Here is a 25,791-nt window from a genome sequence, read left to right as displayed (position 1 = left end):
AGAAATTAAGGAAGGTCTGAATAAGTCCATCCTGGACTTCTCAACCCACGCAAATCGAAAAGTGTGGTTTCCGGTTCGCTTCATGTTCCAACGAGTTATGGTTGTTAAAACATGGCGGCACCTCCCTGTGCCGCGGAAGCTCTGAACTTATTCAGAGCTTCCTTGGCGCGCGCCGCTGTGTTGTGCGTATTGGCGAAAGGCGTCGCGTATGGCGTGTAGCAGTTCGGCGTCGTCCCAGGGTTTGGTGAAGAAGCGGTAGATCTCGCCGCGGTTGATGGCGTCGGTCAGGCTGTCCAGCGCGGTATGGCCGGACAGCACCATGCGCACGGTGCGGGGATGGATGGTGCGCACGCGGGCGAGCAGTTCGGTTCCGCCCATGCCGGGCATGCGCTGATCGACGATGAGGACGCCAACATCGTGTTGTGCCAGCAGGCTAAGGGCCTCCTCGCTATTGCCGGCGGTGAGGATGTGGTAGCTCTCGCGGCGCAGCAGGCGCTTGAGTGAGGCGAGGACATTGGCGTCGTCGTCCACCAGCAGCAGGGTCGGCGTGGTTTGCTGTTCATCGGCCATGACGGGCGGCTGATAGTCGGTCATGAAGGTGGCGGCCTCGTCGGCCGGCATCGGACGGCTGATCAGATAGCCCTGCGCCACGTCGCATTGCAGGGAGCGCAGATAACGCGCCTGCCCCAATTCCTCGACGCCCTCGGCGATGACCTCCAGGCCGAGGCTGTGGCCGAGGACGATGATGGCCTTGACGATGGAGGCATTGCCGCTGTTGCTGGTCATGTCGCGTACGAAGGACATGTCGATCTTCAGCTTGTGCACTTCCAGTTGTTGCAGGTAGCTGAGCGAGGAGTAGCCGGTGCCGAAGTCGTCGATGGACAGGCGCACGCCGAGTGCCTTGAGTTCGCGCAGCGACTGGAAGGACTTTTCGCGGTCCAGCATCAGGAAGCTTTCGGTGATCTCCAGTTCCAGTTGCGCCGCGGGCATGCCGCTCGCAGCGAGCGCCATGCGTACCGATTGAACCAGATGACCGTGGCTGAGCTGCACGGCGGAGACGTTCACCGCCATCAGCCGCGGCGCCAGTCCCGCGGTGGACCAGGCCTGGAATTGGCGGCAGGCCTCGCCCAGCACCCAGTCGCCGAGCGGAACCACCAGGCCGCTGTCCTCCGCCAGCGGAATGAAGCTGTCCGGCGGTACCATGCCGCGTTCCGGATGGTGCCAGCGCACCAGCGCCTCGAAGCCGACAATCTCGCCGTTGAGTAGATCCACCTGCGGCTGGTAGTGCAGTAACAGCTGCTGCCGCTCCAGGGCGTGGCGCAGTTCGGCCTCCAGCGTCACGCGCTCCAGGGCGCGGACGCTCATTTCCGGCGAGAAGAAACGCAGCACGCCGCGGCCCTGCATCTTGGCGCGATGCAGCGCGGCGTCGGCGTTGCTCTGCAGGGTCTGGGTGTCGCGGCCATCGGCGGGGTACATGGCGATGCCGATGCTGGCACCGACGTAGATGCGCCGTCCGCCGAGCAGGAATGGCTCTGCCATCGCTTCGATCATGCGCTGGGCAAGCAGGTCGACGGCGACGTCGTCGTTGAGCATGACGATGATGTTGAATTCGTCGCTGCCGATGCGGGCGATCGAGTCGCGCTCCGGCAGCAGTTCCTGCAGGCGGCGGCCGGCCTCGATGAGCACCTGATCGCCCAGGTTGTGGCCCAGGCTTTCGTTGATGGTGGCGAAGCGATCGAGGTCAACAAACAGCAGGGCGAATTCGATGTTGTTGCGTTCGGCGTAAGTCAGGGCATGGCCGAGCATCTCGGTGAACAGTACGCGGTTGGGCAGGTTGGTGAGGGGGTCGCGGTAGGTGAGGATGCGGTATTTTTCCTCGCTCACCTGCAGCATGGCGGTGCGCTGGGCGACCAGGTCTTCCAGGAAGTGGCGCAGGCGGGCCAGCTCCAAGTGGGTGCGGATGCGTGCGTGCACCTCGTCGATGTCGAAGGGTTTGGTGATGTAGTCGGCGGCGCCGAGTTCGAAGCCGCGCACCTTGTTCTCGGTGGTGTCCACCACGGTGACGAAGATCACAGGGATGCGGTTGCCAGCTGGGGTGGCCTTGATACGCCGACATACCTCGTAACCGTCCATTTCCGGCATGACGATGTCGAGCAGCACCAGGTCGGGTGGGTTCTCACCCTGCACGATCTCCAGCGCCCGGGCGCCGTTATTGGCGACCATGATCCGGTACACGTCCTTCAGCGCGGTGATGAGTTCGTGGATGTTTTCCGGGACGTCATCCACCACCAGCAGCGCCGGCTTGTAATTGGGGTCGCTGTGCGCCGCGATGTCGAACGTGATTGGGTGACGGCGGTGGCGGCGCAGTTCGAGCTGATTGCGGATGCGCGTCTTGAGCAGATCGGGGTTGACCGGTTTGGTGATGTAGTCGGCCACGCCGAGGGCGAGGCCGCGCGCCTCGTCCGCGGCCTCGGCCAGCGCAGTGACGAAGATCACCGGGATTTCGGCGGTGGTGGGATCAATCTTCAGGGCCGACAGCACGGAGTAGCCGTCCATGCCGGGCATCTTGATGTCGAGCAGGATCAGGTCGGGCCGTGGTTCGCGCCGTGCCAGCTCGAGGGCCTTGTCGCCGCTGGTGGCGGCGAGGATGGCGTATTCGTCGCGCAGCACGTTCATCAGTGCATGTACGTTCTCGTGCACGTCATCGACGATGAGTATGCGTGGGCGTACGCCCTCGGTGCCGTGGATTGCGTTGCTCATGACGTTTCCCTCGTCAGTTCGGCTTCTATTTTCTCCAGGCGAGCCAGCGCATCGTCGATATCGAAGACGTCGATCCGCGTCGCCATGGTGGCAACATCCTGCTCCAGCCTACTGCCAGTGATGCCGGCACGCAGCTCAAGCAGTAGTGGCTCCGCGGCGCCGAGGTCGTATTCCAGCGCGTGGCGCAGACGTTGCACCAGGTGACGCAGCCCGGCGGCGTCCAGCGGCGCGGCGGCCGGCTGCGGTTCGGCGGCGCCGAGGCTATCGATATCGCACAGCACCTGTGCGAGCAGTGTGTCCGCCGTGGTGAGAGTGTCTGCGTCCGGTTCGCGGCTCTGCTTCAGGATGTCGTCGATGGCGGAAACCTGCGCGTACAGCGCCTGCGCGCCGAGATTGCCGCTGACGCCCTTGAGGGAGTGGCAGTATTCCTCGGCCTGGCGCGTACCCTGTTCGTGCAACAGGCGGCGCAGTTCGTTAATGGCATCACCGTAGTGGTCGCGGAAGCGCCGCAACTGGCGGCGGTAGGCGTCTACCTTGCCACCGATGCGGCGTAGGCCTTCCTGGGCATCAATGCCGGTGAGCGCGCGCAGGTCACTGGGCAGTGTGTCACTGCGTGCGGTATCCGCCGTCAATGACGTCTGCATAGCGCGCTCCGCCGGCGGGCGCACCCAGCGCACCAGCGCGGCGAGCAGTTGTTCCGGATCGACGGGCTTGGTGACGTGGTCGTTCATGCCGGCGGCCGCGCTGCGTTCGGCATCCTGCGCCATGGCGAGGGCGGTCATGGCGATGACCGGCAGGTCGCGGTAATGTTCCCCGCCCGGTTCGGCGCCCAGCGCGCGAATACGACGTGTCGCCTCCAGGCCGTCCATCACCGGCATCTGGATGTCCATCAGCACAGCATCGTAGCTTTGCCGCCGCACCTGCTCGACCGCCTCCTGGCCGTTCATCGCCTCGTCGACCGTGATGCCCACGCTGCGCAGCAGTTCGGTGGCGAATTCGCGGTTGATTTCATTGTCCTCCACCAACAACAGACGTGCACCGGCCAGTCGGGCGGTGTCGGCGGCGTGGGCTTTGCCGTTGCGGCGCGGTGCGTGTTCGCCGAGCAGACGGCCGCGACCGAGCACCGGCAGGATGGTGTCCAGCAGTGTGGAGGGCGACACCGGCTTGATTAGGAAGCCGTCGACACCGGCCTGTTCCGCCAGACGGATGACCTCCTCGCGGCCGTAGGCGGTGATCATCACCACCTTGGGTTTGTGAACGATATTCTTGTCGCTGTGGATACGTTGGGTGACCTCATCGCCGTTCATGCCCGGCATGCGCCAGTCCATCAGCACCAGATCGTAGGGCCTGGTGTTGCTGGATTGCAGCGTGGCGAGCGCGGCATGACCGCCGGTAGCGGTGCTGACATCGAGATGGAAGTAGCGCAGCAGTTCGACCAGGATGTCGCGCGATACCTCGTTGTCGTCCACCACCAGCACGCGCACCCCTTTGAGCAGTGGTCCCGCCTGCTCGACGAGCTCGCGGGCATGGGCCTGGGCCTGCTGGGCAATGGGCAGGCGCACGGTGAAGCAGAAGGTGGAGCCCTTGCCCGGCTGCGAGTCTTCCAGCCATAGCCGGCCGCCCATCAAGTCCACCAGGTTCTTGCTGATGGCGAGTCCCAGGCCGGTACCGCCGAAGCGGCGGGTGGTGGTCTGGTCGGCCTGGGTGAATTTCTCGAACAGCTTTTGTTGCGCTTCCGCTGTCATGCCGATGCCGGAGTCGCGCACGCATATCTGCATGGTGATATCGGTTTCGCTGGCATTGAGACTGCGGAATGCCAGTTCGACCTCGCCCTGATCGGTGAACTTGATGGCGTTGCTGCATAGGTTGAGCAGGATCTGGCCCAGACGCAACGGGTCGCCGATCAGGTGGCGCGGGATGGTGGGGTCGTAGCGGATGAGGAACTCGATACCCTTTTGGTCGGCGAGATAGCTGACGGCATTGGTTAGCTGTTCGAGCACTGCGTCGAGGCCGAACTCCACCTGTTCGATGGTGAGTTTGCCGGCCTCGATCTTGGAGAAGTCGAGGATGTCGTTGATGATGCCGAGCAGCGAGTGGGCCGCGCTCTGCGCCTTGCTCAGGTGATTACGCAGTTGCGGCGCAAGGTCAGACTTGAGGGCCAGGTAGAGCATGCCGAGGATGGCGTTCATCGGCGTGCGGATCTCGTGGCTCATGTTGGCGAGGAATTCGCTCTTGACCTGTGTCAGCCGCTCGGCCTCCTCTTTGGCGGCGCGCAGTTCCGCTGTGCGTGCCGCCACCTCGCGCTCCAGATTGGCGCGTTGCAGCTCCAGTTCGCGGGTAGTCTGCACCAGGGCGCGGGTGCGCTGCGCCACCTGCCAGCGCAGTAGCAGGCTGAGCAGCAACAGCAGGAGCAGGCCGCCGCCCAGGGCCGACAAGGACCAGCGTACCCAGTGCGGCACCAGCACCTCGGGCCGCGCCGCCATGGCACGGTGCAGGGCGGTGAAATAGATCGACTCCGGATCGGTGCGCCAGGCGCTGAGGTGGGCGTCGATGCGTTGCAGCAGGTCGGTGTTGTGGCCTTTGGCCGTCACGTAATAGAGATTGCTCGGCAGAAAGACGATGGGGGTTTCCTGCAACTGGTATTTGGCGCCGTTGCGCGCGGCGAAGAAGCTGTTGGTCACCACCGCGTCGGCCTCGCCTGCCACCACGGCAGTGTATGCTTGTTCCAGTGATGTCACCAATACCGGTTGATAGGGATAATCGGACGCTGCCATGAGTTGGGCGAAGAAGGCCATCTGGATGCCACCCTGCAGCATGGCGATGCGCTTGCCCGCCAGATCGGCCAGGGAGAACACCTTGCTGTGGGGGGTGACGTAGATCTGCGACCAGCTACTGGCGACGGAGGCGGTATGAAAGTCGTATTGCCGGCTGCGCTCCACGGAGAAGGCCACATCGGGCATGAGATCGATGTGGCCCTGCTGCAGCATATCCAGGCACTGTGACCAGTCGCAGGGGACATAGCGCAGCTGCCAGCCCTCGTCGCGCGCCATCTGATTGAGCAGCTCGACAAACAGGCCGGCCGGGCGGCCATTGGCCGCGGTATAGAGCTTCGGTTCGTTCTCGTAGAGGCCGACCCGGATCTCCCGCGCCGCGCCGCCGTTGGTGCCGCGCAGCGACAGCGCGGCGGCGAAGAGCAGTGCGCCAATGATGGCGGCGGTGGCCAGTAGCGAGAGTAGTCGGGAGCGTTCCATGGCTGACGGCATTTGTTATTTCCTATATACCGTCAATATAGCGCCATTTATGGCCCGTCGTGTGATCCGGCTGGAGATAATGTCGGCGCCTGCCGCGTGGCGAGCACCTGATCGACGCGGTTGCGATCCACATCCACCACCTCGAAGTCCCAGCCTTCCCAGGAAAAGCGCTCGGCCTTGCGCGGGATGCGGCCCAGAGCGGCGAGCACGAAGCCACCGACGGTGTGGAAGTTGCCTAGCTCTTCGTGCGGCACGCTGTCGATCTCCAGCTTGTCCTTCATTTCATCGATGGCGAGCAGGCCGTCGAGTAGCCAGGAGCCATCGGGGCGGCGCACGGCGAGCGTTTCTTCCGGACTGTCGGCCATGGGCATCATGTCGCCCACCAGCGACAGCATCAGATCGTCGACGGTGACGATGCCTTCGGTATGGCCGAACTCGCTGACCACCAGGGCGATGGTGGTCTTCTGCTGGCGGAAGGTGCGCAGCAGATCGAACAGGGTGAGTGTGGCCGGCACATACAGCGGTTGGGCCAGCGGAATCTCTGCGAAGTTGATGTCGCCGGCGATGGCGGCCTGCAGGATGTCATGGCTCTCGGCGATGCCGATGACTTGCTGTATGTCCCCCTTGCATACGGGTAGCTGCGAGTGCGGCGCCTCACGCAGCACACGCAGGTTGTCTTCGCGCGGGGCGGTCAGATTGAGCCAGGCGACATCGGCGATGGGTGTCATGATGGCAGCCAGGCGGCGATCGTCCAGCCGCAGCACGTTGCCGACCAGCAGGCTTTCTTCCGGCGCGATGGTGCCGGAGCGCTCACCCTCGTCGATATAGGCGAGGATATCTTCCACGCTGGTGACGGCGGGTGCGGAGCGTATCGGCAGCAGGGCCAGGATGCGATCCGCTGACCAGGACAGGAAGTGGATGGCGGGCGAGAGCAGGCGGATGAACAGCGCCATGGCCGGGGCACAGGCGGCGGCCACTTTTTCGGGATGGGCGATGGCGATGCGCTTGGGCACGATTTCGCCCAGCACGATGGAAACGGCAGTGACGATGATGATGGTGATGGTAAAGGAGATGCCTGTACTCCAGCCCGCCAGCAGCGGCAGGGTGGCGGCAATGGCCTGCTCGATGGAGGCGGAGAGGGCCGATTCGCCGTAGATGCCCATCAGCAGCGCGGCGGCGGTGATGCCGGTCTGGGTAGCGGCCAGCAGGCGGCTGGGCTGATCCTTGATGGCAATGGCGGCGCCGGCGCCAGTATCGCCTTCTTCCGCCATTTGCGTGAGGCGCGAGCGGCGGGCGGAGGCGAGGGCCATTTCGGCCAGGGAAAAACAACCGGACAAGACGATGAGGAAGGCGAGGATCCAAAGGGCGCTCATGGCGACACCTCCGTTGGGGTGGGCGACGCTATTCTACGTGTTATCTCCGGTTTGTTGTTATGTTCGCCGCCGGGGTGGTGGAAGCCGACCCGGCGGCAGCCGGAGCAGGTAGAATGGCGCCATGACCATCCTTCCCTTTTGGCAACGCCCTCTCGATCAGCTGACCGCTGCGGAGTGGGAGCAGTTGTGCGACGGCTGCGGCCGTTGTTGTCTGCACAAGCTGGAGGACGAGGACACCGGCGAGGTGTATTACACCCGCATCGCCTGTGCCCGCCTCGATCTCGAGTCCTGCCGCTGCACCGCCTATGCCGAGCGGGCGCAGGTGGAGCCGGAATGCGCGGTGATCACGCCGGCCAATATTGCTGCGCTGGATTATCTGCCGGAGAGTTGTGCCTATCGGTTGCGCCGCGCCGGCCTGCCGCTGCCATCATGGCATCCCTTGCTGAGTGGTGATCCTGAGAGTGTCCATCGGGCCGGAGTGTCGGTGCGGAGTTATGCGCTGCCGCTGGCGGCGGTGCCCGACCCGGACGATCTGGAAGACTACATCATCGACCCGCCGTGACGGCCATGCCTGAGCACGAGTGGAAGCAATGTCCCCGCTGCGGGGCGGAATTCGAATGCAAGAGCGGAACGGTGTTGCTGTGCCAGTGCCAGGACGTGATCTTGACGCCGGTGCAACGGGACTACATCGCCGCGCGGTATGACGATTGCCTGTGCCAGGTGTGTCTGGCGGCCCTGGGCGCGGAGTGCGACGCCTAGGTGACTGGTATGTAGGCGCAATAGCCCGGGCGCGGCCCGATGCGCGGGTGGTTGCGGCAGGTATCGGGGCGGCGGTCGTAGATGGTGCAGCGGCGGGTGACGGCATCGAGGTGGATGCAGTCGCCGCTGGCGCGGCGCGCTAGGGTGAACAGTCCGCTCTTGAAGTTGAAGTGCTCGATGAGGCCGGCCTTCTCCAGGCGCCGCGCTATCGGTTTGAGCGGTTCCTCCGCCTCGAAGGCATCCACCACCCCCATGCGCACCAGGTCGGCGATCTGCGCCTCGGCCGGCAGCGTGCAGCAGGTGGCGCGGCAGTCGTTGCACAGGCCGTTGCGGTATTTGTGCCAGGTGGCGAGCCGTTCGGGGTCGGCGCCGGGAAGGGGTTTGCTCATGGGTCAGGCAGGGCGGCGGAAAGGGGCGGGATTATAGCGCAGGAGCGCGGAAATTAGCCGTGACGGCGGCCTTCCCGTATACTTCCCGTCATTACACCATATGCGTGTCGTGCCTGCCCGGGACTGGCAGGTCACCAGCGCAAGCGTTCCACCAGGAAACCCCATCCACTATGAGTTACCCCCTCCGCATTCTGGCGGCCGGTTTGTGCACCCTCGCCGTTTGGGTGCTGAGTGCCTGCCATGCCGGCGACGGGCCGGAGTACGCCCCTACTTTTTCTCCGGTTGCCACCTCGACCGAGGCCGTGTACGTGTTCGGCGTGCACCCCTTGCACAATCCGCAACGGCTGCATGAGGTGTTCGGCCCGTTGATGGCCTATTTGAGCCAGAACATAGCTGGCGCCCGCTTCCGCCTGGAGGCCTCGCGCAACTATGCCGCCTACGACGAAAAGCTCTATGCCCGCCAGTTCCATTTCGCCCTGCCCAACCCCTATCAGACCATCAATGCCGTGAAGCAGGGTTATCGCGTGTTCGGCAAGATGGGGGATGACGAAAATTTCCGCGGCATCATCCTGGTGCGCAAGGACAGCGGTATCCAGAAGGTGTCCGACCTGCGCGGCAAGGCGGTGAGCTATCCGGCCCCCACCGCACTGGCCGCCACCATGTTGCCGCAGTATTACCTGCACAGCCACGGCCTCGATGTGATGCGTGACGTCGACAACCGTTATGTAGGCTCGCAGGAGTCGTCCATCATGAACGTGTATCTGGGCGATGTCGCCGCCGGCGCCACCTGGCCGCCGCCGTGGAAGGCGCTTAGCCGTGAGCGGCCCGAGCTGCTGGAGGCGCTGGAGATCAAATGGCAGACCGAGTCGCTGCCCAACAATGGGCTGGTGGTGCTGCCCGAGGTGCCGGCGGAAGTCGTGGCGCAGGTGGGCCGCGTGTTGTTCACGCTGCACCAGACGGAGGATGGCCGCGCCATCCTGGCGCGCATCGGCCTGTCCCGCTTCGAGCCGGCCGACGATGCCACCTATCAGCCGGTGCAGGAGTTCATCGCCCGCTTCAGCGCCGAAGTCAGGCCGGTCGAGTAGGACCATGTTGCGATATCTGCACCGAATATTTACTGCCTCCATCACGCGCCAGCTGATGCTGGGTATCGCGTTGGTGCATGCGGTATTGATGACGGTATTCGTGTTCGATCTGGTGGGACGCGAGCGGGCCTTTCTCAGTACCCAGAGCGAGAAGCAGGCGCTCAGTTTGGCGACCACGCTGGCGGCGAACGGCACCTCCTGGGTGCTGGCCAATGACGTCGTCGGCATGGAAGAACTGATCGCGGCGCAATACAGCTACCCGGGTGTGCGCTATGCGATGTTCGTGGACCTCGACAACCGGGTGCTGGCCTATACCGATCGCAGCGTGGTGGGCCAGTATCTGTCCGATGCGGTGAGCCAGACCCTGCTGGAGGCTGTGCCGGCACCGCACCTGCTCATCAATCGCGTGGATTTCAGCGACGCGGCAGCCCCCATTTTCAGTAACGATATCCATATCGGTTGGGCGCGCGTCGGCCTGAGCCGCGGCGAGATCGCCAAGAACCTGACACAGGTCACCTATGATGGCCTGATTTATACCCTGGTGGCGATCCTCATCGGTTCAGCGTTTGCCTGGTTCATGGCGCGTGGCCTGACCGGCGGCGTGCGCGCCCTGAGCGCCCAGGCCGAGCGGGTGCGCCGGGGCGAACGTAATGTGGACTTCACCCTCGATCGCGTCGACGAGCTGGGGCGTCTGGCCAATGTGTTTGGCCGCATGGTGACGACCCTGAATACACGCGAAACGGAGGTGGCCAACAGCAATGCCCTGCTGCGCTCCATTCTTGACACCTCGCCCGATCTGATCTTTTTCAAGGACAGCAACGGCGTCTATCTTGGCTGCAACAACGCCTTCGCCGAGTTTGTCGGCCGGACCGATAAGGAGATTGTCGGCAAAACCGACTTCGAGCTGTTCGACGCCGAGGTGGCGGAGTTCTTCCGCAACAATGACCGCAAGATGCTGGAGTCGGGGCAGCGCCGTAGCAACGAGGAGTGGATCACCTACCCCGATGGCCGGCGCGTGCTGGTGGATACGCTGAAGACACCCTACGGCTCGCACGACACCGCCATGGGCGTGCTCGGCATCAGTCGCGATATCACCGCGCGCTATCAGGCGGATGAGCAGTTGCGGCGCAGCCAGCAGATGCTGGAGGACGCGCAGCGTATCGCCCGCATCGGCTCGTGGGATCTGGACCTGATTGCCAATCGGTTGACCTGGACGCGGGAGGTCTATCGCATCTTCGAGATTGACCCCGACGATGTCACCCCCAGTTACGACGGCTTTCTTGCCGCCATCCATCCGGAAGACCGTGAGATGGTCGATCAAGCCTACCGCGACTCGCTGCGCACGCGGCGGCCCTACAAGCTGGAACATCGCCTGCTGATGCGGGATGGCCGCATCAAGTATGTGGAGGAGCAGTGTGAGACCACCTTCGATACCTTCGGCAAGGCGCTGCACTCCTTTGGCACGGTGCAGGATGTCACCGAGCGCCACCTGACCCATGTCGAGCTGGAGCAGAAACAGCAGCATCTGGATCGCCTGGCCCACTACGATTCGCTCACCGGGCTGCCCAATCGCGTGCTGTTCCGTGATCGTCTGGAGCAGTCGCTACTCAAGGCGCGGCGGCGGCGCGAGCAGTTGGCGGTGTTGTTTGTCGACCTGGATGAGTTCAAACAGATCAACGACAGCCTCGGCCATGCTGTAGGTGACCTGGTGCTGCAACAGGTGGCGCGGCGCTTTCTCTCAGTGGTGCGCGAAGAGGATTCGGTGGCGCGTCTTGGCGGTGACGAGTTCACCGTCATTCTGGAGGCCGTCCAGTCGGTAGAAAACGTGTCGCAGATCGCGCAGAAGCTGATCCATGTGACGCAGGAGCCGCTGCATATCGATATGCGCGAGCTGTATGTCACCACCAGTATCGGCATCAGCCTGTATCCCAGCGACGGCCAGGATGCCGAGACCCTGCTGCGCAACGCCGACACGGCGATGTTCAAGGCCAAGGAGCAGGGGCGCAACGCCTTCCACTTCTACACCGAGGACATGACCGAAAAGGCCTACGACCGCATCTTGATGGAGACCAATCTGCGCAACGCCCTGCGCAACGATGAGTTCGTGCTGTATTACCAGCCGCAGTTCGACCTGCGCAGCGGTGCCGTGCTGGGCCTGGAGGCGTTGATCCGCTGGAAGCTGCCCGAGGGGGGGATGATTGCGCCGGGCCGTTTCATTCCGGTGGCGGAGGAGTCCGGCCTGATCATTCCCCTCGGTGTCTGGGTGTTGCGCGAGGCTTTCAGCCAGGCGCGCACCTGGCACGAACAGGGGCTGCTCAATGGCCGCATCGCGGTGAATCTATCCGGCAAGCAGTTGTACCAGCGCGACCTATTGGAGGTGATCCGCGGCGTCCTGAAGGAGTCCGGCTGCGATCCGGCCTGGATCGAGCTGGAGGTCACGGAAGGTTTCGTGATGAAGAACCCGGAACAATCGATCCAGTTGCTCGGTGAATTGCGTGCCATGGGCTTCGAACTGTCCATCGACGACTTCGGCACCGGTTATTCATCGCTGGCCTATCTCAAGCAGTTGCCCATTTCCAAGCTGAAGATCGACCAGTCCTTTGTGCGCGGCATCCCCGCAGACGCGGACGACGTGGCCATCGCACGTGCTGTCATCGCCCTCGGCCGCAGCCTGGAACTGACCACCATCGCCGAAGGCATCGAGACCGAGGAGCAGCGCGCCTTCATGCTGGCCGAGGGCTGCGACGAGGCGCAGGGCTATCTGTTCAGCCATCCCCTGCCCATGGAGCGCGCCACCCAGTTCATGCGGGAGCGCAGGCGATGAATCCAGCCCGCCACCGGCTGGAGCTGCTGGCCCCGGCCAAGAACGCCGAGTTTGGTTGTGAGGCGATCAATCACGGCGCCGATGCGGTGTATATCGGCGGGCCGTCCTTCGGCGCACGTGCCGCGGCGGGAAATGCCATCGCAGACATCGAACAGCTGGCGGCCTATGCGCACCGTTACTCGGCCCAGGTATTCGTCGCCCTCAATACCATTTTGCAGGATGATGAGCTGGAGCCGGCGCGGCAGATCGCCTGGCAGGTGTACGAGGCCGGCACCGATGCCCTGATCATCCAGGACATGGGCCTGCTGGAGCTGGATCTGCCTCCCATCGCCCTGCACGCCAGTACCCAGGCCGACAACCGCACCGCCGCCAAGGCGCACTTCCTGGAGCAGGTGGGCTTCACCCGTGTGGTGCTGGCGCGCGAGCTGTCGCTGCCGCAGATCCGCGAGATTGCGCAGGCCACCACGGCAGAGCTGGAGTTCTTCGTGCATGGCGCGCTGTGCGTCAGCTACAGCGGCCAATGTTACGTCAGTCATGCCCAGACCGGACGCAGCGCCAACCGCGGCGAATGTTCGCAGATGTGCCGTCTGCCGTTTACCGTGGCCGACAGTTCCGGTGCGATCGTGGTGCGCGACCGCCATGTGCTGTCGCCCAAGGACAATAACCAGAGCGCCAACCTGCGCGCCCTGGCCGAGGCCGGCATCAGCTCGTTCAAGATCGAGGGCCGCCTCAAGGACCTGTCCTACGTCAAGAACATAACCGCCCACTACCGCACCCTGCTGGACGAGATCATCGACGAGGTGCCGCACTATCGCGCTGCCTCGGCCGGGCGCTGCACCTTCTTCTTCCAGCCGCAGCCGGAGAAGAGCTTCAACCGCGGCTTCACCGATTACTTCGCGCAGGAGCGGCACCAGGACCTGTTGGCGCTGGACAGCCCCAAATTCGCCGGCGAACCCATCGGCACCGCCACGCGCGTCGGCGCGGACTGGTTCGAGGTGGAGAGCGAGGTGGCGCTGCATAATGGCGATGGCCTCACCTGGTACGACGCCAAGCATGAACTGGTGGGCGTGCGCATCAATCGCGTCGAGGGCCGCCGCCTGTTTCCGGCGGAAAAAGAGCGCCTGCCCGCGGTGGGCGATACGTTGTGCCGCAACCGGGACCAGGCGTTCGAGCGGCAGCTGGAGAAAAAGTCCGCCGAGCGCCGCATTCGCGTACAGATGCGCCTCGCCGAGACAGCCGGCGGCTTTGCCCTGAGCCTGATCGACGAGGAGGGTATCACGGCCAGCGTGGAACTGGCCCAGCCGCATGAACCGGCGCAGAACGCCGCGCGCGCCGAAGCCAGCCTGCGCGAGCAGCTGGGCAAGCTGGGCAACACGATCTTTACGGCGGAGGACATCGCGCTGGACCTCTCGGCGCCATGGTTCATTCCGGTGGGCGCCCTCAATGCGGTGCGCCGCGATGCAGTGGAGCAACTGGAGGCGGCGCGCCGCGCCGCCTATCGGCGCCCGGCACGTGCTGCCGCGGTGGAGCCGCCGCCGGCCTATCCGCAGACCGAATTGAGCTACCTGGGCAACGTCTACAACCAGCGCGCCCGCGACTTCTACGCCCGCCACGGCGTCAGCCTCATCGCCGATGCCTACGAGGCCAACCAGGAGCGCGGCGAGGTGTCGCTGATGATCACCAAGCACTGCGTGCGCTACAGCTTCAACCTCTGCCCCAAGCAGGTGAAGGGCATCCGGCCCGAGCCAATGACCCTGATCAGCGCCGGCGAGAATCTGCGCCTGGAGTTCGACTGCAAGCGCTGCGAGATGCATGTGATGGGGCGGCTGAAGCCGCAGAAGGTGGTGTTGGGGAGTTTGAAGAGGGGATAGCGCACAGCGCTGTTTTACGCTGTTGTTAAGGTGCGCTGCGCGCGGATTGATTGGGTGCGGGGAGCCGCCCCGCGCGCGGGTTACTTTTCTTTGAACGGCCAAAGAAAAGTAACCAAAAGAAAGGCCGCCCCGATGTCTCGCCGCTATCGCGGTTCCCTGCGCTACTCGCCCGGAGCGGGTTCCTCCGACAGCACATCCCTATGCTGGCGGAGGAATGCGCGCCATCCATGGCGCGCCCCCTGCGGGCTGTTCCGCTCCGGACTGCGTTGCTCGGCGAGACAAAGGGGATTTAAAACAGGCTCGCCTGACGGCATCGCGCTGCGGGGTGTGCGCACAGCGCACACCTGTTTTTTGGTTTTGACTTCCCCCCCGTCTGCCGCGCCGAGCATCGCAGCCCGAATCGGATTAAGCCCGCAGGGGACAGGCCAGGGATGGCCTGTCCTCGCCTTCGCGCCAGGAAGGCGCGTAGGCGAGCGCCGATTCGGGCGAGAAGCGCAGGGAACCGCGATAGCGGCGCGGGAGTCGGGTCGCCTTTTCTTTCGTTAGTTTCTTTTGGCGAGACAAAAGAAAGTAACACGTCGTACGGGGGCGGAACTCCGACCCAATTAAATCGCGCGCCAGCGCAACAAACCCCATCACTCCAACCCATCCAAACAAGCGCCATTGGTGAGCTCACCCCCACAATGCGCTATCCTCCCTGAAATCCCCGCATCCACGAGGCCACCCCATGCCCCGACTGCTCGCCGTTCTGTCCCTGGCCCTGCTGACCGGGTGTGGTTCCCTGCATCCGCCGGCGCAACCGGCGGCACAACGGGCACCCGAGCCGGCGGCCATGCCGCGGGCGGTGGCCGTGGCGCAGCAGATGGTGGGCAAGCCCTATCGCTACGGCGGCAATACCCCGCGCGGTTTCGATTGCAGCGGGCTGGTGCAGTATTCCTATGGCCAGGCCGGGCGCACGGTGCCGCGCAGTACCGAGGGGCAGTACGCGGCGACGCGTGCCGTACCGGCGGCGCAGCGGGCACCGGGCGATCTGCTGTTCTTCCACATCGACGGCAAGCCGTCCCACGTCGGCATCTATCTGGGCAACAGTCGCTTCGTCCATGCCCCCTCCGGCGGCAAGCAGGTGGAGTACGCTTCCTTGTCCAACGACTACTGGAGCAAACGCCTGGTCAAGGTCGGGCGGTTCTGAGATTGGGCGTATTTGCCGGGCCACACTGAGTGACCGCATGGCGGTCAGGGTTACGGTGACGGTTCATCGGCGGATACCCCCCATGCTACACTTCGCCCTTGCCTGAGCTTACCCACGGCCGGTCCCGATGAGCAGCGATACCCCCGCCCGCATACGCGAAATTCCCTACAACTACACCTCCTTCTCCGACCGCGAGATCATCATTCGCTTCCTCGGCGAGGAGATGTGGCAGGTGTTGAACCGCCTGCGCGCCGAGCGCGTCACCGGCCGTTCCGCCCGCATGCTGTTCGAGGTGTTGGGCGATATGTGGGTCATCACCCGCAATCCCTTCATCCAGGATGATCTGATCGAAAACAGCAAGCGCTGGGATTCCCTGGCCCATGCCCTGCACCACCGTCTGGATCAGATCGTCGCCCGTGCCGGCGGCAACGAGCTGGCACTGCAACTGGCCGAGGCCGCGCGCGCCGCAGTGCGCGAATTCGAAAGCTGGCTGTCCAATCAGGCCGAGCGCCGCCGCCAGGTGCAGCGCCGCCTCGCCCGCGTGACGCGCAAGGACAACATCCAGTTCGACGGCCTGGCGCGCGTGTCCCACGTCACTGACGCCTCCGACTGGCGCGTGGAGTATCCCTTCGTGGTGATCACGCCGGATAGCGAGCGCGAAGTGGCCGGTATCGTCAAGACCTGCATCGAGCTGGGGCTCACCGTGATCCCCCGCGGTGGCGGCACCGGCTATACCGGCGGCGCCGTGCCGCTACATGCCGACTCGGCGGTAATCAACACCGAGAAGCTGCTGCGCATGGACGAGGTGGAGCTGACCGGGCTGCCTGGCGTGGCGCACCAGGTGCCGACCCTGTTCGTCGAGGCCGGCGTGGTGACGCGGCGCGTGGCGGAGCGGGCAGAGGCGGCCGGCTATGTGTTCGCCGTCGATCCCACCTCGCAGGATGCCTCCTGCATCGGCGGCAACATCGCCATGAACGCCGGCGGCAAGAAGGCGGTGCTGTGGGGCACGACCCTGGACAACCTGGCCTGGTGGCGCATGGTCACCCCCGATGCGGACTGGATCGAGGTGGAACGCCTCAATCACAACCTGGGCAAGATCCACGAGCAGGACTACGCCGAGTTCCGCGTGCGCCGTTTCGAGCCGGACGGCACGACGCCGGTGGGTGAGGCGCAGACCCTGCGCATCCCCGGCGCCGAGCTGCGTAAATCGGGCCTGGGCAAGGACGTCACCAATAAGTTCCTCGGCGGCCTGCCCGGCGTGCAGAAGGAGGGCTGCGACGGCCTGATCACTTCGGCGCGCTTCGTGGTACACCGCATGCCGGCGCACATCCGCACCGTGTGCCTGGAATTCTTCGGCGCCGACCTGCGCCAGGCGGTGCCGGCCATCGTCGAGACCAAGGATTATCTGGACGCCCTGCCCAATGTGGTGCTGGCCGGCCTGGAGCACCTGGACGAGCGTTATGTGCGCGCCGTGAAGTACAGCACCAAGGCGCCGCGCAAGGAGCTGCCCAAGATGGTGTTGCTGGCGGACATTGCCGGCGACGACGAGAACGCCGTGGCCGAGGCGGCCTCCATGGTGGTGCGCATGGCCAACGCGCGCGAGGCCGAGGGCTTCATTGCGGTGAGTCCGGAGGCGCGCCACCGCTTCTGGCAGGATCGCGCCCGCACCGCCGCCATCGCCGCCCACACCAACGCCTTCAAGATCAACGAGGACGTGGTGATCCCGCTGGAGAAGCTGGGCGAATACAGTGAGGGCATCGAGCGCATCAACATCGAGCAGTCGACGCAGAACAAGCTGCGCATGATCGACGCCGTGCTGGACTACCTGGCCGGCGAGTGGCCGGAGCTGGAGACGGCACCGGACTATGAGGCCAGCGCCGAGAACGACGCCATCGTTGCCGGCAAGAAACAGGCAGCGCGCGAGCTGCTGCTGGCGGTACAGGGGCGCTGGCAGGCGACCCTGGCCAACCTCGACGCGCCGGCGCTGGAACATCCCGCCCTGGTGGGTAGCGAGCTGCTGCCGCGGGTGGCCGAGGGCGACAGCCTGTTCAACCTGATGCAGCGGCGTGAGCTGCGCATCTCCTACCGCCGCGAGGTGGAACGGCCGCTGAAGGAGATCTTCACCGGCCGCGACATGGCGCCAGTGCGCGAGCGGCTCGATGCCATCCACGGCCGCATCCGCGCCAGCCGCCTGTTCGTCGCCACCCACATGCATGCGGGCGATGGCAACGTGCACACCAACATCCCGGTGCACTCCAACGACTACGCCATGTTGCAGGAGGCGGAGCGGGTGGTGGAACGCATCATGGCCCTGGCCGAGTCCCTCGGCGGCGTCATCTCCGGTGAACACGGCATCGGCATCACCAAGTTCCAGTTCCTGCACCAGGATACCGTCGATGCCTTTGCCGGCTACAAGCAGGCGGTGGACCCGGACGGCCGTTTCAACCGCGGCAAGCTGCTGGCCGGCGCCGGCCTCGACAACGCCTACACCCCGTCGCTGCGCCTGCTGCAGCAGGAGGCGCTGATCCTGGAGGCGAGCGAGCTGGATCAGCTCAACACCATGGTCAAGGACTGCCTGCGCTGCGGCAAGTGCAAGCCGGTGTGCAACACCCACGTGCCGCGCGCCAATCTGCTGTACTCGCCGCGTAACAAGATCCTCGCCACCGGTCTCATCATCGAGGCCTTTCTCTACGAGGAGCAGACCCGGCGCGGTATTTCGGTGCGCCACTTCGACGAAATGAACGACGTGGCCGACCATTGCACCGTGTGCCACAAGTGCGCCAATCCCTGTCCGGTCAACATCGACTTCGGCGACGTGTCGATCCTGATGCGCAACATCCTGCGCGCCCGCGGCCAGAAGCGCCGCAGTGTCGGCACCGCCTTGTCCATGGCCTTTCTCAACGTCACCGACCCCAGCACCATCAAGCTGATGCGCAAGGGGCTGATCGAGTGGGGCTATGCCGCGCAGCGCCTCGGCTACCGCCTGTTCAAGCGTTTCGGCCTGCTCGGCCGCGGCCGCCCGCAGGGCACCACCGGACCGATGACGGTGCGCGCCCAGGTGGTGAACTTCGTCAAGAAGCCGATGCCGGCCAGCGTGCCGGCGCAGCCGATGCGTGCCCTGCTCGGGGTGGAGGACGCCAAGACGGTGCCGATCCTGCGCGATCCGGTACGAGTGAGCGAAGACTCCGATGCGGTGTTCTATTTCCCCGGTTGCGGCTCCGAGCGTCTGTTCTCGGAGGTCGGACTCGCAACCCTGGCCATGCTCTATCACAGCGGCGCCCAGGTGGTGCTGCCGCCGGGCTATCTGTGCTGCGGCTACCCGCAGACCTCGGCGGGCGACGCGGCGCGCGGCAAGCGCATCTCCACCGACAACCAGGTGCTGTTCCATCGCGTCGCCAACACCCTCAACTACATGGACATCAAGACGGTGATCGTCTCCTGCGGCACCTGCATGGATCAGCTGCAGACCTACCGTTTCAGCGAGATATTCCCCGGCTGCCGCCTGCTCGACATCCATGAGTACCTGATGGAGAAGGGGGTGAAGCTGGATGGCGTGCCGGGCAGGCAGTTCCTCTATCACGATCCCTGCCATACGCCGATGAAGCGCCACAACCCGCTGAAGGTGGCCTCAACGCTGCTGGGTCAGGAGGTGCTGCTGTCCGACCGCTGCTGCGGTGAGGCCGGCACCTTCGCCATCAGCCGGCCCGACATCGCCAGCCAGGTGCGCTTCCGCAAGCAGGAGGAACTGCTCAAGGGGGTGCGCCAGCTCACCGGCAAGGACGGCGCGAGCGGTGAGGTGAAGATCCTTACCTCCTGCCCGGCCTGCCAGCAGGGGCTGTCACGCTACCGCGACGACACCGGCGCCGAGGCGGGCTATATCGTGGTGGAGCTGGTGCGGCAGCTGCACGGCGAAGACTGGCAACGCCGCTTCATCGACCAGGCCCAGAACGGTGGTATCGAGCGTGTGCTCCTGTAACGACAGAAGGAATACGGCACGAACCCGTTGTATCTTGTATCTTGTAACTTGAATCTGCCTTTAATAACGAGGAGGAGTCCATGAACAAGAACAAGCTGTGCGGCATTACCCTGGCGAGCGTCCTGGCGGTGGGCGTTGCCGCTCCTGCTGCGGCCGAGGAGCCGGTGGTCAACATCAAGCGTCTGTCCATGGAGATGGCGCTCAAGCTGGCCCAGGCCGCCATCGCCCAGTGCCGCAAGGAAGGTGTACAGATCGGTGTAACGGTAATGGATCGCGGCGGTCACCCCCAGGTGGTGCTGCGCGACGTGCTGGCGCCGGACCTGACCCTGGTGATCAGTCGGCAAAAGGCCTACACCGCCATGTCTTTCAACAGCCCCACTTCGGCGATGGAAGACCGCTTTACCAAGCCCTTCTCGGTGGGTAAGGTGGAAGGGCTGGTATTCAGCGCCGGTGGGCTGCCCATCACGGCAGGCGGCATGATCCTCGGCGGTGTCGGCGTCAGCGGTGCGCCCACCGGCGAGCAGGACGAGCGCTGTGCCCGTATCGGCCTGGAGAGCATCACCGCCGATCTGGAGATGGGGGCGTTCTGACGCCGCGCTTCGTAGGTGCCGAGTCCTCTCGGCGAATGCGCCGTATCAGGTGCCCCTTTGTCCATGCAGTGGGTGCCTGCGGTTTCGGCGATATCGATCCGACAGCGGCAGGTGCCGCACAACGAAAGGAGCAGCCATGTACCTGAAGCATGCAGCCAGCGGCGATTTGGTGGAGGTTCTGGATATGAAGTCCCTCGCCGATCCTTACCGCAAGCAGGTGGCGGGACGGTTCCATGCCGGTGAAGAGCTGCAGGATCCGGCCAATTTTGCCAAGGCGGAGCTGCTGTTCCCGTCCGGCGAGGCCTTGCCCCGCTGCTGGGTCGATCCCAACTACCGCTGAGCCACCGCTGTATCGTTTCCCTACCGGGGGGCCGGTTGTGCCGGCCCCCGGCTTCCAGTTTCTCCTCTTGCAGGCCCCCCGGCGAACATGGCCGAACAGGCGCCCCTCTCCCCGGTCTTCGCGGCATAAGCTCCCCTGTCCAAGCGCCGCTCCCGGCCATCCCTGAAAAAAAAACGGCCACCCGAGGGTGGCCGTTTCTTTAGCGGCTGCCGGAAGAAGGATTATTTCTTCTTGGCGGCCTTCTTCTTGGCGGCTGCCTTCTTCTTCGGAGCAGCCTTCTTCTTGGCGGCTACCTTCTTCTTCGGGGCGGCCTTCTTCTTGGCGGCTGCCTTCTTCTTCGGAGCGGCCTTCTTCTTGGCGGCTACCTTCTTCTTCGGAGCGGCCTTCTTCTTGGCGGCTGCCTTCTTCTTCGGAGCAGCCTTCTTCTTGGCGGCTACCTTCTTCTTCGGAGCAGCCTTTTTCTTGGCTACGGCCTTCTTCACTGCCTTCTTCTTGGCGGCTACCTTCTTCTTCGGAGCAGCCTTCTTCTTGGCGGCTGCCTTCTTCTTCGGAGCAGCCTTCTTAGCCGCGGCCTTCTTGGCAGCAGCCTTCTTCTTGGGGGCGGCCTTCTTTGCTGCTTTCTTACGGGCCGCGGGTTTCTTGGTGGCGGCCTCGGCGGCTGCCGGTTTATTGGCCTCGTTCTGCTCTGCTTCCATGGTTTTTTCCCCCTTGTGCTTGGTTGAGGTTTTCAAGGTTCCGATAATCGCATCGAAGATCTCGTTGATCTCGCCGATGCCGTTGATTGTATGGAGTTTCCCTTGCCGACGGAAGTACTCAATCAGCGGTGCCGTCTGCGCTTCGTAAACACGCAGGCGATTGCCGATGGTTTCCTCGTTGTCGTCGGCGCGGTGGCGCAGGTTGCCGCCGCACTTGTCGCAGCGATCCTCCAGACGGGGTGGCGTGGTGTAGATGTTGTACATCTGGCCGCAGGATTCACAGGTGCGGCGGCCGGTCAGACGCTGCAGCAGGATGTCGAAATCGACATCGATGAGCAGTGCGGACTCGATGGGCATCCCCAGCTTGGACAGCATGCTGTCCAGGGACTCGGCCTGGGGGATGTTGCGCGGGAAGCCATCGAGGATGAAGCCCCGCTTGGCGTCCGGCTGCGACAGGCGTTCCTCGATGATGCCGAGGACGATGTCGTCCGATACCAGCTGACCTGCTTCCATCGCCGCCTTGGCGCGTTGGCCGAGGGGGGAGTTGGCGGCTACCGCCGCACGCAGCAGATCACCGGTGGAAATTTGTGGAACGTGATATTTGTCGACCAGCAGTTTGGCCTGTGTACCCTTGCCCGATCCGGGCGCCCCCAACAATACGATTCTCATGTATCCCTCTCTGTCAGGTGACTCTTAAGCGGCAGTTATATACGATTATTAAGTTTTTTCCATGCCCACATACACAAATTGCATTACCTTTACAAGTAGCATGCGATTAAGCTAATCGCACTTAATACTCAAGTCAATGTATCCGAGTGAAATTGATACAAAAAATGCGTTGCGGCGGCGTTGGTGATCGATGAATTCCATTCCTGATTTTACCGAGTCCGAATTGTGGACCGTGCGCGACACGCTCAGGCAGCGTTACGGCCATGACGTGGAGACCGAAATCGGTGATGCCGAACTGCGACTCGATCCTCATTCCAGCACCCTGACCCCGTGCCCGGTTCTGTTCTGGCGCGACGGCAGCGGCACCAACTTCGTTATCTTCAAGGTGGGCGACCGCCGCTACCGCAGCCAGTTCTTTTACCGGGTACACCAGCAATTCGGCACCGGCATAGACGAGTTCGACAATCTGGCCGAGTGCACGGTCACCCTGCTGCAGGTGCAGGCGGACCACGACGCGAAGCAAACGGCACAACAAGACCGCTAATTCACTATCGAACGGGAGCAACCAAGCACCATGGCAAAGAAAAAGAATGCCTTCTATGCCCAGTCCGGCGGCGTGACCGCCGTCATCAACGCCTCGGCTTGTGGCGTCATCGAGACCGCCCGCAAGCACAAGGACAAGATCGGCAAGGTCTACGCCGGCCGTAACGGCATCATCGGCGCCCTCACCGAGGACCTCATCGACACCTCCAAGGAGTCAGCCAAGGCCATCGCCGCCCTGCGTCATACTCCGTCCGGCGCCTTCGGCTCCTGCCGCTTCAAGCTGAAGAGCCTGGAGCAGAACAAGGCCGAGTACGAGCGCCTGATCGAGGTGTTCAAGGCCCATAACATTGGCTACTTCTTCTACAACGGCGGCGGCGACTCGGCCGACACCTGCTACAAGGTATCCCAGCTGTCCGAGGCCATGGGTTACCCGGTGCAGGCCATCCACGTGCCCAAGACCGTGGACAACGACCTGCCGATCACCGACAACTGCCCCGGCTTCGGCTCGGTGGCCAAGTACATCGCCGTCTCCACCCTGGAGGCGACCTTCGACGTGCGCTCCATGTGCGCCACCTCCACCAAGGTGTTCGTGCTGGAGGTGATGGGCCGTCATGCCGGCTGGATCGCTGCCGCCGGCGCCATGGCCTCCACCAAGGACTGCGAGCTGCCCATCGTGGTGCTGTTCCCCGAGGTACTGTTCGACAAGGACAAGTTCCTGGCCAAGGTCGACAGCCTGGTGAAGAAGTTCGGCTATTGCACCGTGGTGGTGTCCGAGGGCTGCCACTGGCCAGACGGCAAGTTCCTGGCCGAGCAGGGTACCCGCGATGCCTTCGGCCATGCCCAGTTGGGTGGTGCCGCCCCGGTGGTCGCCAACATGATCAAGGAGGCCCTGGGCCACAAGTTCCACTGGGGTGTGGCCGACTACCTGCAGCGCGCCGCCCGCCACATCGCCTCCAAGAGCGACGTGGAGCAGGCCTATGCCATGGGCAAGGCAGCGGTGGAGTTCGCCCTCAAGGGCCACAACTCCGTGATGCCGACCATCGACCGCGTCTCCAGCAGCCCCTATAAGTGGAAGGTGGGCATGGCCCCGCTGTCCAAGGTGGCCAACGTCGAGAAGATGATGCCGAAGAACTTCATTACCAAGGATGGCTTTGGCATTACCGACAAATGCCGCGAGTACCTGTCGCCGCTGATCAAGGGCGAGGATTACCCGCCGTACAAGAACGGCCTGCCACAGTACGTGACGCTAAAGAACGTCGCGGTGGCGAAAAAGCTGAAAACAACCTACGAGTTGAAGAAGTGAGGTGACAAAGGGGAGCGTAAGCTCCCCTTTGTGTTTATTGGGGCGCAATTGCGATAAATCAGTTTCCGGTTAAGAACAACAGTCATCAAAACAGGAGGAAGCGAGCATGAGTAGTGGTTTGATATTTGCGTTGGCCTGTGCCGTGGCGGCACTGCTATATGGCATCTTCTCGGTGCAATGGATCCTGGGCAAGGCGGAGGGCAACGAGCGCATGCGCGAGATTGCCCAGGCGGTACAGGAAGGTGCATCGGCCTATCTCAACCGCCAGTACACCACCATCGGTATCGTCGGTGTGGTGCTGTTCCTGCTGGTGGGAGTGTTCATCGGCTGGGGCAGTGCCGTCGGTTTCGCCATCGGCGCGCTGTTCTCCGGTGTGGCGGGCTATATCGGCATGAACATCTCTGTGCGTGCCAATGTGCGTACCGCCGAGGCCGCCAAGGGCGGTCTGGATGCCGCCATGCAGGTGGCCTTCCGCGGCGGTGCCATCACCGGCCTGCTGGTGGTCGGTCTGGGCCTGCTCGGTGTGGCCGGCTACTACGCCATCCTGCTCGCCATGGGCGTGGAAGACCCGCTGCATCCGCTGGTTGGTCTGGCCTTCGGCGGTTCGCTGATCTCCATCTTCGCCCGTCTGGGCGGCGGCATCTTCACCAAGGGCGCTGACGTCGGTGCCGACCTGGTGGGCAAGGTCGAGGCGGGTATCCCCGAGGATGACCCGCGCAACCCGGCGGTCATCGCCGACAACGTGGGCGATAACGTGGGCGACTGTGCCGGTATGGCCGCCGACCTGTTCGAGACCTACGCGGTGACCGTGATTGCCACCATGCTGCTTGGTGCCCTGCTGCTCAAGGATGCCGGCGATATCGCCGCCATCTACCCGCTGGTGCTGGGCGGCGTGTCCATCATCGCCTCCATCATCGGTACCTTCTTCGTGCACGTGCGCGAAGGCGGCAAGATCATGAACGCCCTGTACCGCGGTGTGATCGTGTCCGGTGTGCTGGCGGCCATCGCCTTCTACCCCATCACCACCTGGCTGCTGGGCGACGGCGTCGATATCGGCGGCGGCGAAATCCTCAGTGCCATGAACCTGTATCTGAGTGCGCTGATCGGCCTGGCGCTGACCGCGGCGATGGTGTGGATCACCGAATACTACACCGCCACCGAGTTCAGCCCGGTGCGTCACATCGCGCAGGCCTCCACCACCGGCCACGGCACCAACGTCATCGCCGGTCTGGGTGTGTCGATGAAGTCCACGGCGGCGCCGGTACTGGCCGTGTGCCTGTCCATCTGGGGTGCCTACGAACTGGCCGGCCTGTACGGCATTGCCATCGCGGCCACCTCCATGCTGTCCATGACCGGCATCATCGTGGCCCTGGACGCCTACGGTCCCATCACCGACAACGCCGGTGGTATCGCCGAGATGGCGGAGCTGGACGACTCCATCCGCAACATCACCGACCCGCTGGATGCGGTGGGCAACACCACTAAGGCCGTGACCAAGGGCTATGCCATCGGCTCTGCCGGTCTGGCGGCACTGGTACTGTTCGCCGACTACACCCACGGCCTGGAGGCGGTGGGCAAGCTGGTTGAGTTCAGCCTGTCTGATCACCGCGTGATCATCGGCCTGTTCATCGGCGGCATGATCCCCTACCTGTTCGGTGCCATGGCGATGGAGGCGGTCGGTCGTGCGGCGGGCGGCATCGTGGTCGAGGTGCGCCGCCAGTTCAAGGAAATGCCGGGCATCATGGCGCGCACGCAGAAGCCCGATTACTCCAAGGCGGTGGACATGCTCACCAAGTCCGCCATCCGCGAGATGATCGTGCCCTCGCTGCTGCCGGTGGCGGTGCCGGTCATCGTCGGCCTGACCCTGGGTGCCGAGGCCCTGGGCGGCGTGCTGCTGGGCTGTATCGTCACCGGCATCTTCGTGGCCATCTCCATGACCACCGGCGGCGGCGCCTGGGACAACGCCAAGAAGTACATCGAGGAAGGCAACCACGGCGGCAAGGGTTCCGACGCCCACAAGGCGGCGGTCACCGGCGACACCGTGGGTGATCCCTACAAGGACACCGCCGGCCCGGCCATCAACCCGCTGATCAAGATCATCAACATCGTGGCCCTGCTCATCGTGCCGCTGCTGTAACAACACTGGGAAAGGTACAGGGGACGTCCCTGTACCT

The 25,791-nt window shown here is 63.9% G+C and carries 17 protein-coding genes; 12 read left to right on the top strand and 5 right to left on the bottom strand.

Annotated elements, in window-relative coordinates; all coding sequences use genetic code 11:
* Positions 1-147: 147 nt before the first annotated feature.
* Genes ACMV8A_RS12605 through ACMV8A_RS12595 form a run of 3 tightly spaced genes read right to left on the bottom strand, consistent with a single transcriptional unit; the run spans position 148 to position 7,384 of the window.
* A complete protein-coding gene (locus ACMV8A_RS12605; RefSeq protein WP_495326205.1) occupies positions 148-2,760 on the bottom strand; it encodes an EAL domain-containing protein in 2,613 nt (870 codons plus the stop codon).
* Positions 2,757-6,023, bottom strand: coding sequence for a response regulator (locus tag ACMV8A_RS12600; protein ID WP_495326204.1), 3,267 nt, complete (start codon positions 6,021-6,023; stop codon positions 2,757-2,759). Before ACMV8A_RS12600 ends, ACMV8A_RS12605 begins: the two co-directional genes overlap by 4 nt.
* 35 nt (positions 6,024-6,058) lie before the next feature.
* The gene (locus ACMV8A_RS12595; RefSeq protein WP_495326203.1) at positions 6,059-7,384 is read right to left on the bottom strand and encodes a hemolysin family protein; all 1,326 of its coding nucleotides are present in this window, start codon (positions 7,382-7,384) and stop codon (positions 6,059-6,061) included.
* A gap of 121 nt (positions 7,385-7,505) precedes the next feature.
* Here ACMV8A_RS12595 and ACMV8A_RS12590 point away from each other — a divergent pair, with 121 nt between their 5' ends.
* Together ACMV8A_RS12590 and ACMV8A_RS12585 are read left to right on the top strand one after the other, a co-directional pair.
* Positions 7,506-7,946, top strand: a complete 441-nt coding sequence (locus ACMV8A_RS12590; protein WP_495326202.1) for a YcgN family cysteine cluster protein — start codon at positions 7,506-7,508, stop codon at positions 7,944-7,946.
* A gap of 5 nt (positions 7,947-7,951) precedes the next feature.
* Complete coding sequence (locus tag ACMV8A_RS12585; RefSeq protein WP_495326201.1) at positions 7,952-8,143, top strand: cysteine-rich CWC family protein; 192 nt, start codon at positions 7,952-7,954, stop codon at positions 8,141-8,143.
* Here the strand turns inward: ACMV8A_RS12585 and ACMV8A_RS12580 are convergent.
* On the bottom strand, positions 8,140-8,532 hold the full coding sequence (locus tag ACMV8A_RS12580; RefSeq protein WP_495326200.1) for a YkgJ family cysteine cluster protein: 393 nt from the start codon (positions 8,530-8,532) through the stop codon (positions 8,140-8,142). The genes ACMV8A_RS12585 and ACMV8A_RS12580 overlap by 4 nt on opposite strands.
* A 170-nt stretch (positions 8,533-8,702) precedes the next feature.
* Here ACMV8A_RS12580 and ACMV8A_RS12575 point away from each other — a divergent pair, with 170 nt between their 5' ends.
* The 7 genes from ACMV8A_RS12575 (at position 8,703) to ACMV8A_RS12545 (ending at position 20,407) form a co-directional block, all read left to right on the top strand.
* Positions 8,703-9,617 (top strand): phosphate/phosphite/phosphonate ABC transporter substrate-binding protein, encoded by a 915-nt coding sequence (locus tag ACMV8A_RS12575; RefSeq protein ID WP_495326199.1) that lies wholly within the window; start codon positions 8,703-8,705, stop codon positions 9,615-9,617.
* Positions 9,618-9,621: 4 nt separating this feature from the next.
* Positions 9,622-12,441 carry an EAL domain-containing protein gene (locus ACMV8A_RS12570; protein WP_495326198.1) on the top strand — a complete coding sequence of 940 codons (2,820 nt, stop codon included), beginning with the start codon at positions 9,622-9,624 and terminating at the stop codon, positions 12,439-12,441.
* Positions 12,438-14,312, top strand: a complete 1,875-nt coding sequence (locus tag ACMV8A_RS12565) for a peptidase U32 family protein (protein ID WP_495326197.1) — start codon at positions 12,438-12,440, stop codon at positions 14,310-14,312. Before ACMV8A_RS12570 ends, ACMV8A_RS12565 begins: the two co-directional genes overlap by 4 nt.
* A gap of 727 nt (positions 14,313-15,039) precedes the next feature.
* Complete coding sequence (locus ACMV8A_RS12560; RefSeq protein WP_495326196.1) at positions 15,040-15,501, top strand: C40 family peptidase; 462 nt, start codon at positions 15,040-15,042, stop codon at positions 15,499-15,501.
* 127 nt (positions 15,502-15,628) lie between these two features.
* A complete protein-coding gene (locus tag ACMV8A_RS12555) occupies positions 15,629-19,477 on the top strand; it encodes a DUF3683 domain-containing protein (RefSeq protein WP_495326195.1) in 3,849 nt (1,282 codons plus the stop codon).
* A gap of 80 nt (positions 19,478-19,557) precedes the next feature.
* Positions 19,558-20,067, top strand: a complete 510-nt coding sequence (locus ACMV8A_RS12550) for a GlcG/HbpS family heme-binding protein (protein ID WP_495326194.1) — start codon at positions 19,558-19,560, stop codon at positions 20,065-20,067.
* A gap of 136 nt (positions 20,068-20,203) precedes the next feature.
* Positions 20,204-20,407, top strand: coding sequence for an acetyltransferase (locus ACMV8A_RS12545; protein WP_495326193.1), 204 nt, complete (start codon positions 20,204-20,206; stop codon positions 20,405-20,407).
* Between the two features lie 221 nt (positions 20,408-20,628).
* Here ACMV8A_RS12545 and ACMV8A_RS12540 read toward each other — a convergent pair whose 3' ends face one another.
* Positions 20,629-21,771 carry an adenylate kinase gene (locus ACMV8A_RS12540; protein WP_495326192.1) on the bottom strand — a complete coding sequence of 381 codons (1,143 nt, stop codon included), beginning with the start codon at positions 21,769-21,771 and terminating at the stop codon, positions 20,629-20,631.
* Positions 21,772-21,961: 190 nt separating this feature from the next.
* On the opposite strand from ACMV8A_RS12540, the gene ACMV8A_RS12535 reads away from it, so the two are divergent.
* The 3 genes from ACMV8A_RS12535 to ACMV8A_RS12525 all read left to right on the top strand — a co-directional run bounded on the left by ACMV8A_RS12535 (position 21,962) and on the right by ACMV8A_RS12525 (position 25,754).
* On the top strand, positions 21,962-22,315 hold the full coding sequence (locus ACMV8A_RS12535) for a hypothetical protein (RefSeq protein WP_495326191.1): 354 nt from the start codon (positions 21,962-21,964) through the stop codon (positions 22,313-22,315).
* A gap of 30 nt (positions 22,316-22,345) precedes the next feature.
* On the top strand, positions 22,346-23,617 hold the full coding sequence (locus tag ACMV8A_RS12530) for a 6-phosphofructokinase (protein WP_495326190.1): 1,272 nt from the start codon (positions 22,346-22,348) through the stop codon (positions 23,615-23,617).
* A 106-nt stretch (positions 23,618-23,723) separates the two neighbouring features.
* A complete protein-coding gene (locus ACMV8A_RS12525) occupies positions 23,724-25,754 on the top strand; it encodes a sodium-translocating pyrophosphatase (RefSeq protein WP_495326188.1) in 2,031 nt (676 codons plus the stop codon).
* The last annotated feature ends 37 nt before the right edge of the window (positions 25,755-25,791 follow it).

It is taken from the genome of Sulfurivermis sp., assembly GCF_059410345.1.
This window is presented reverse-complemented; position numbering and strand designations above follow the sequence as displayed.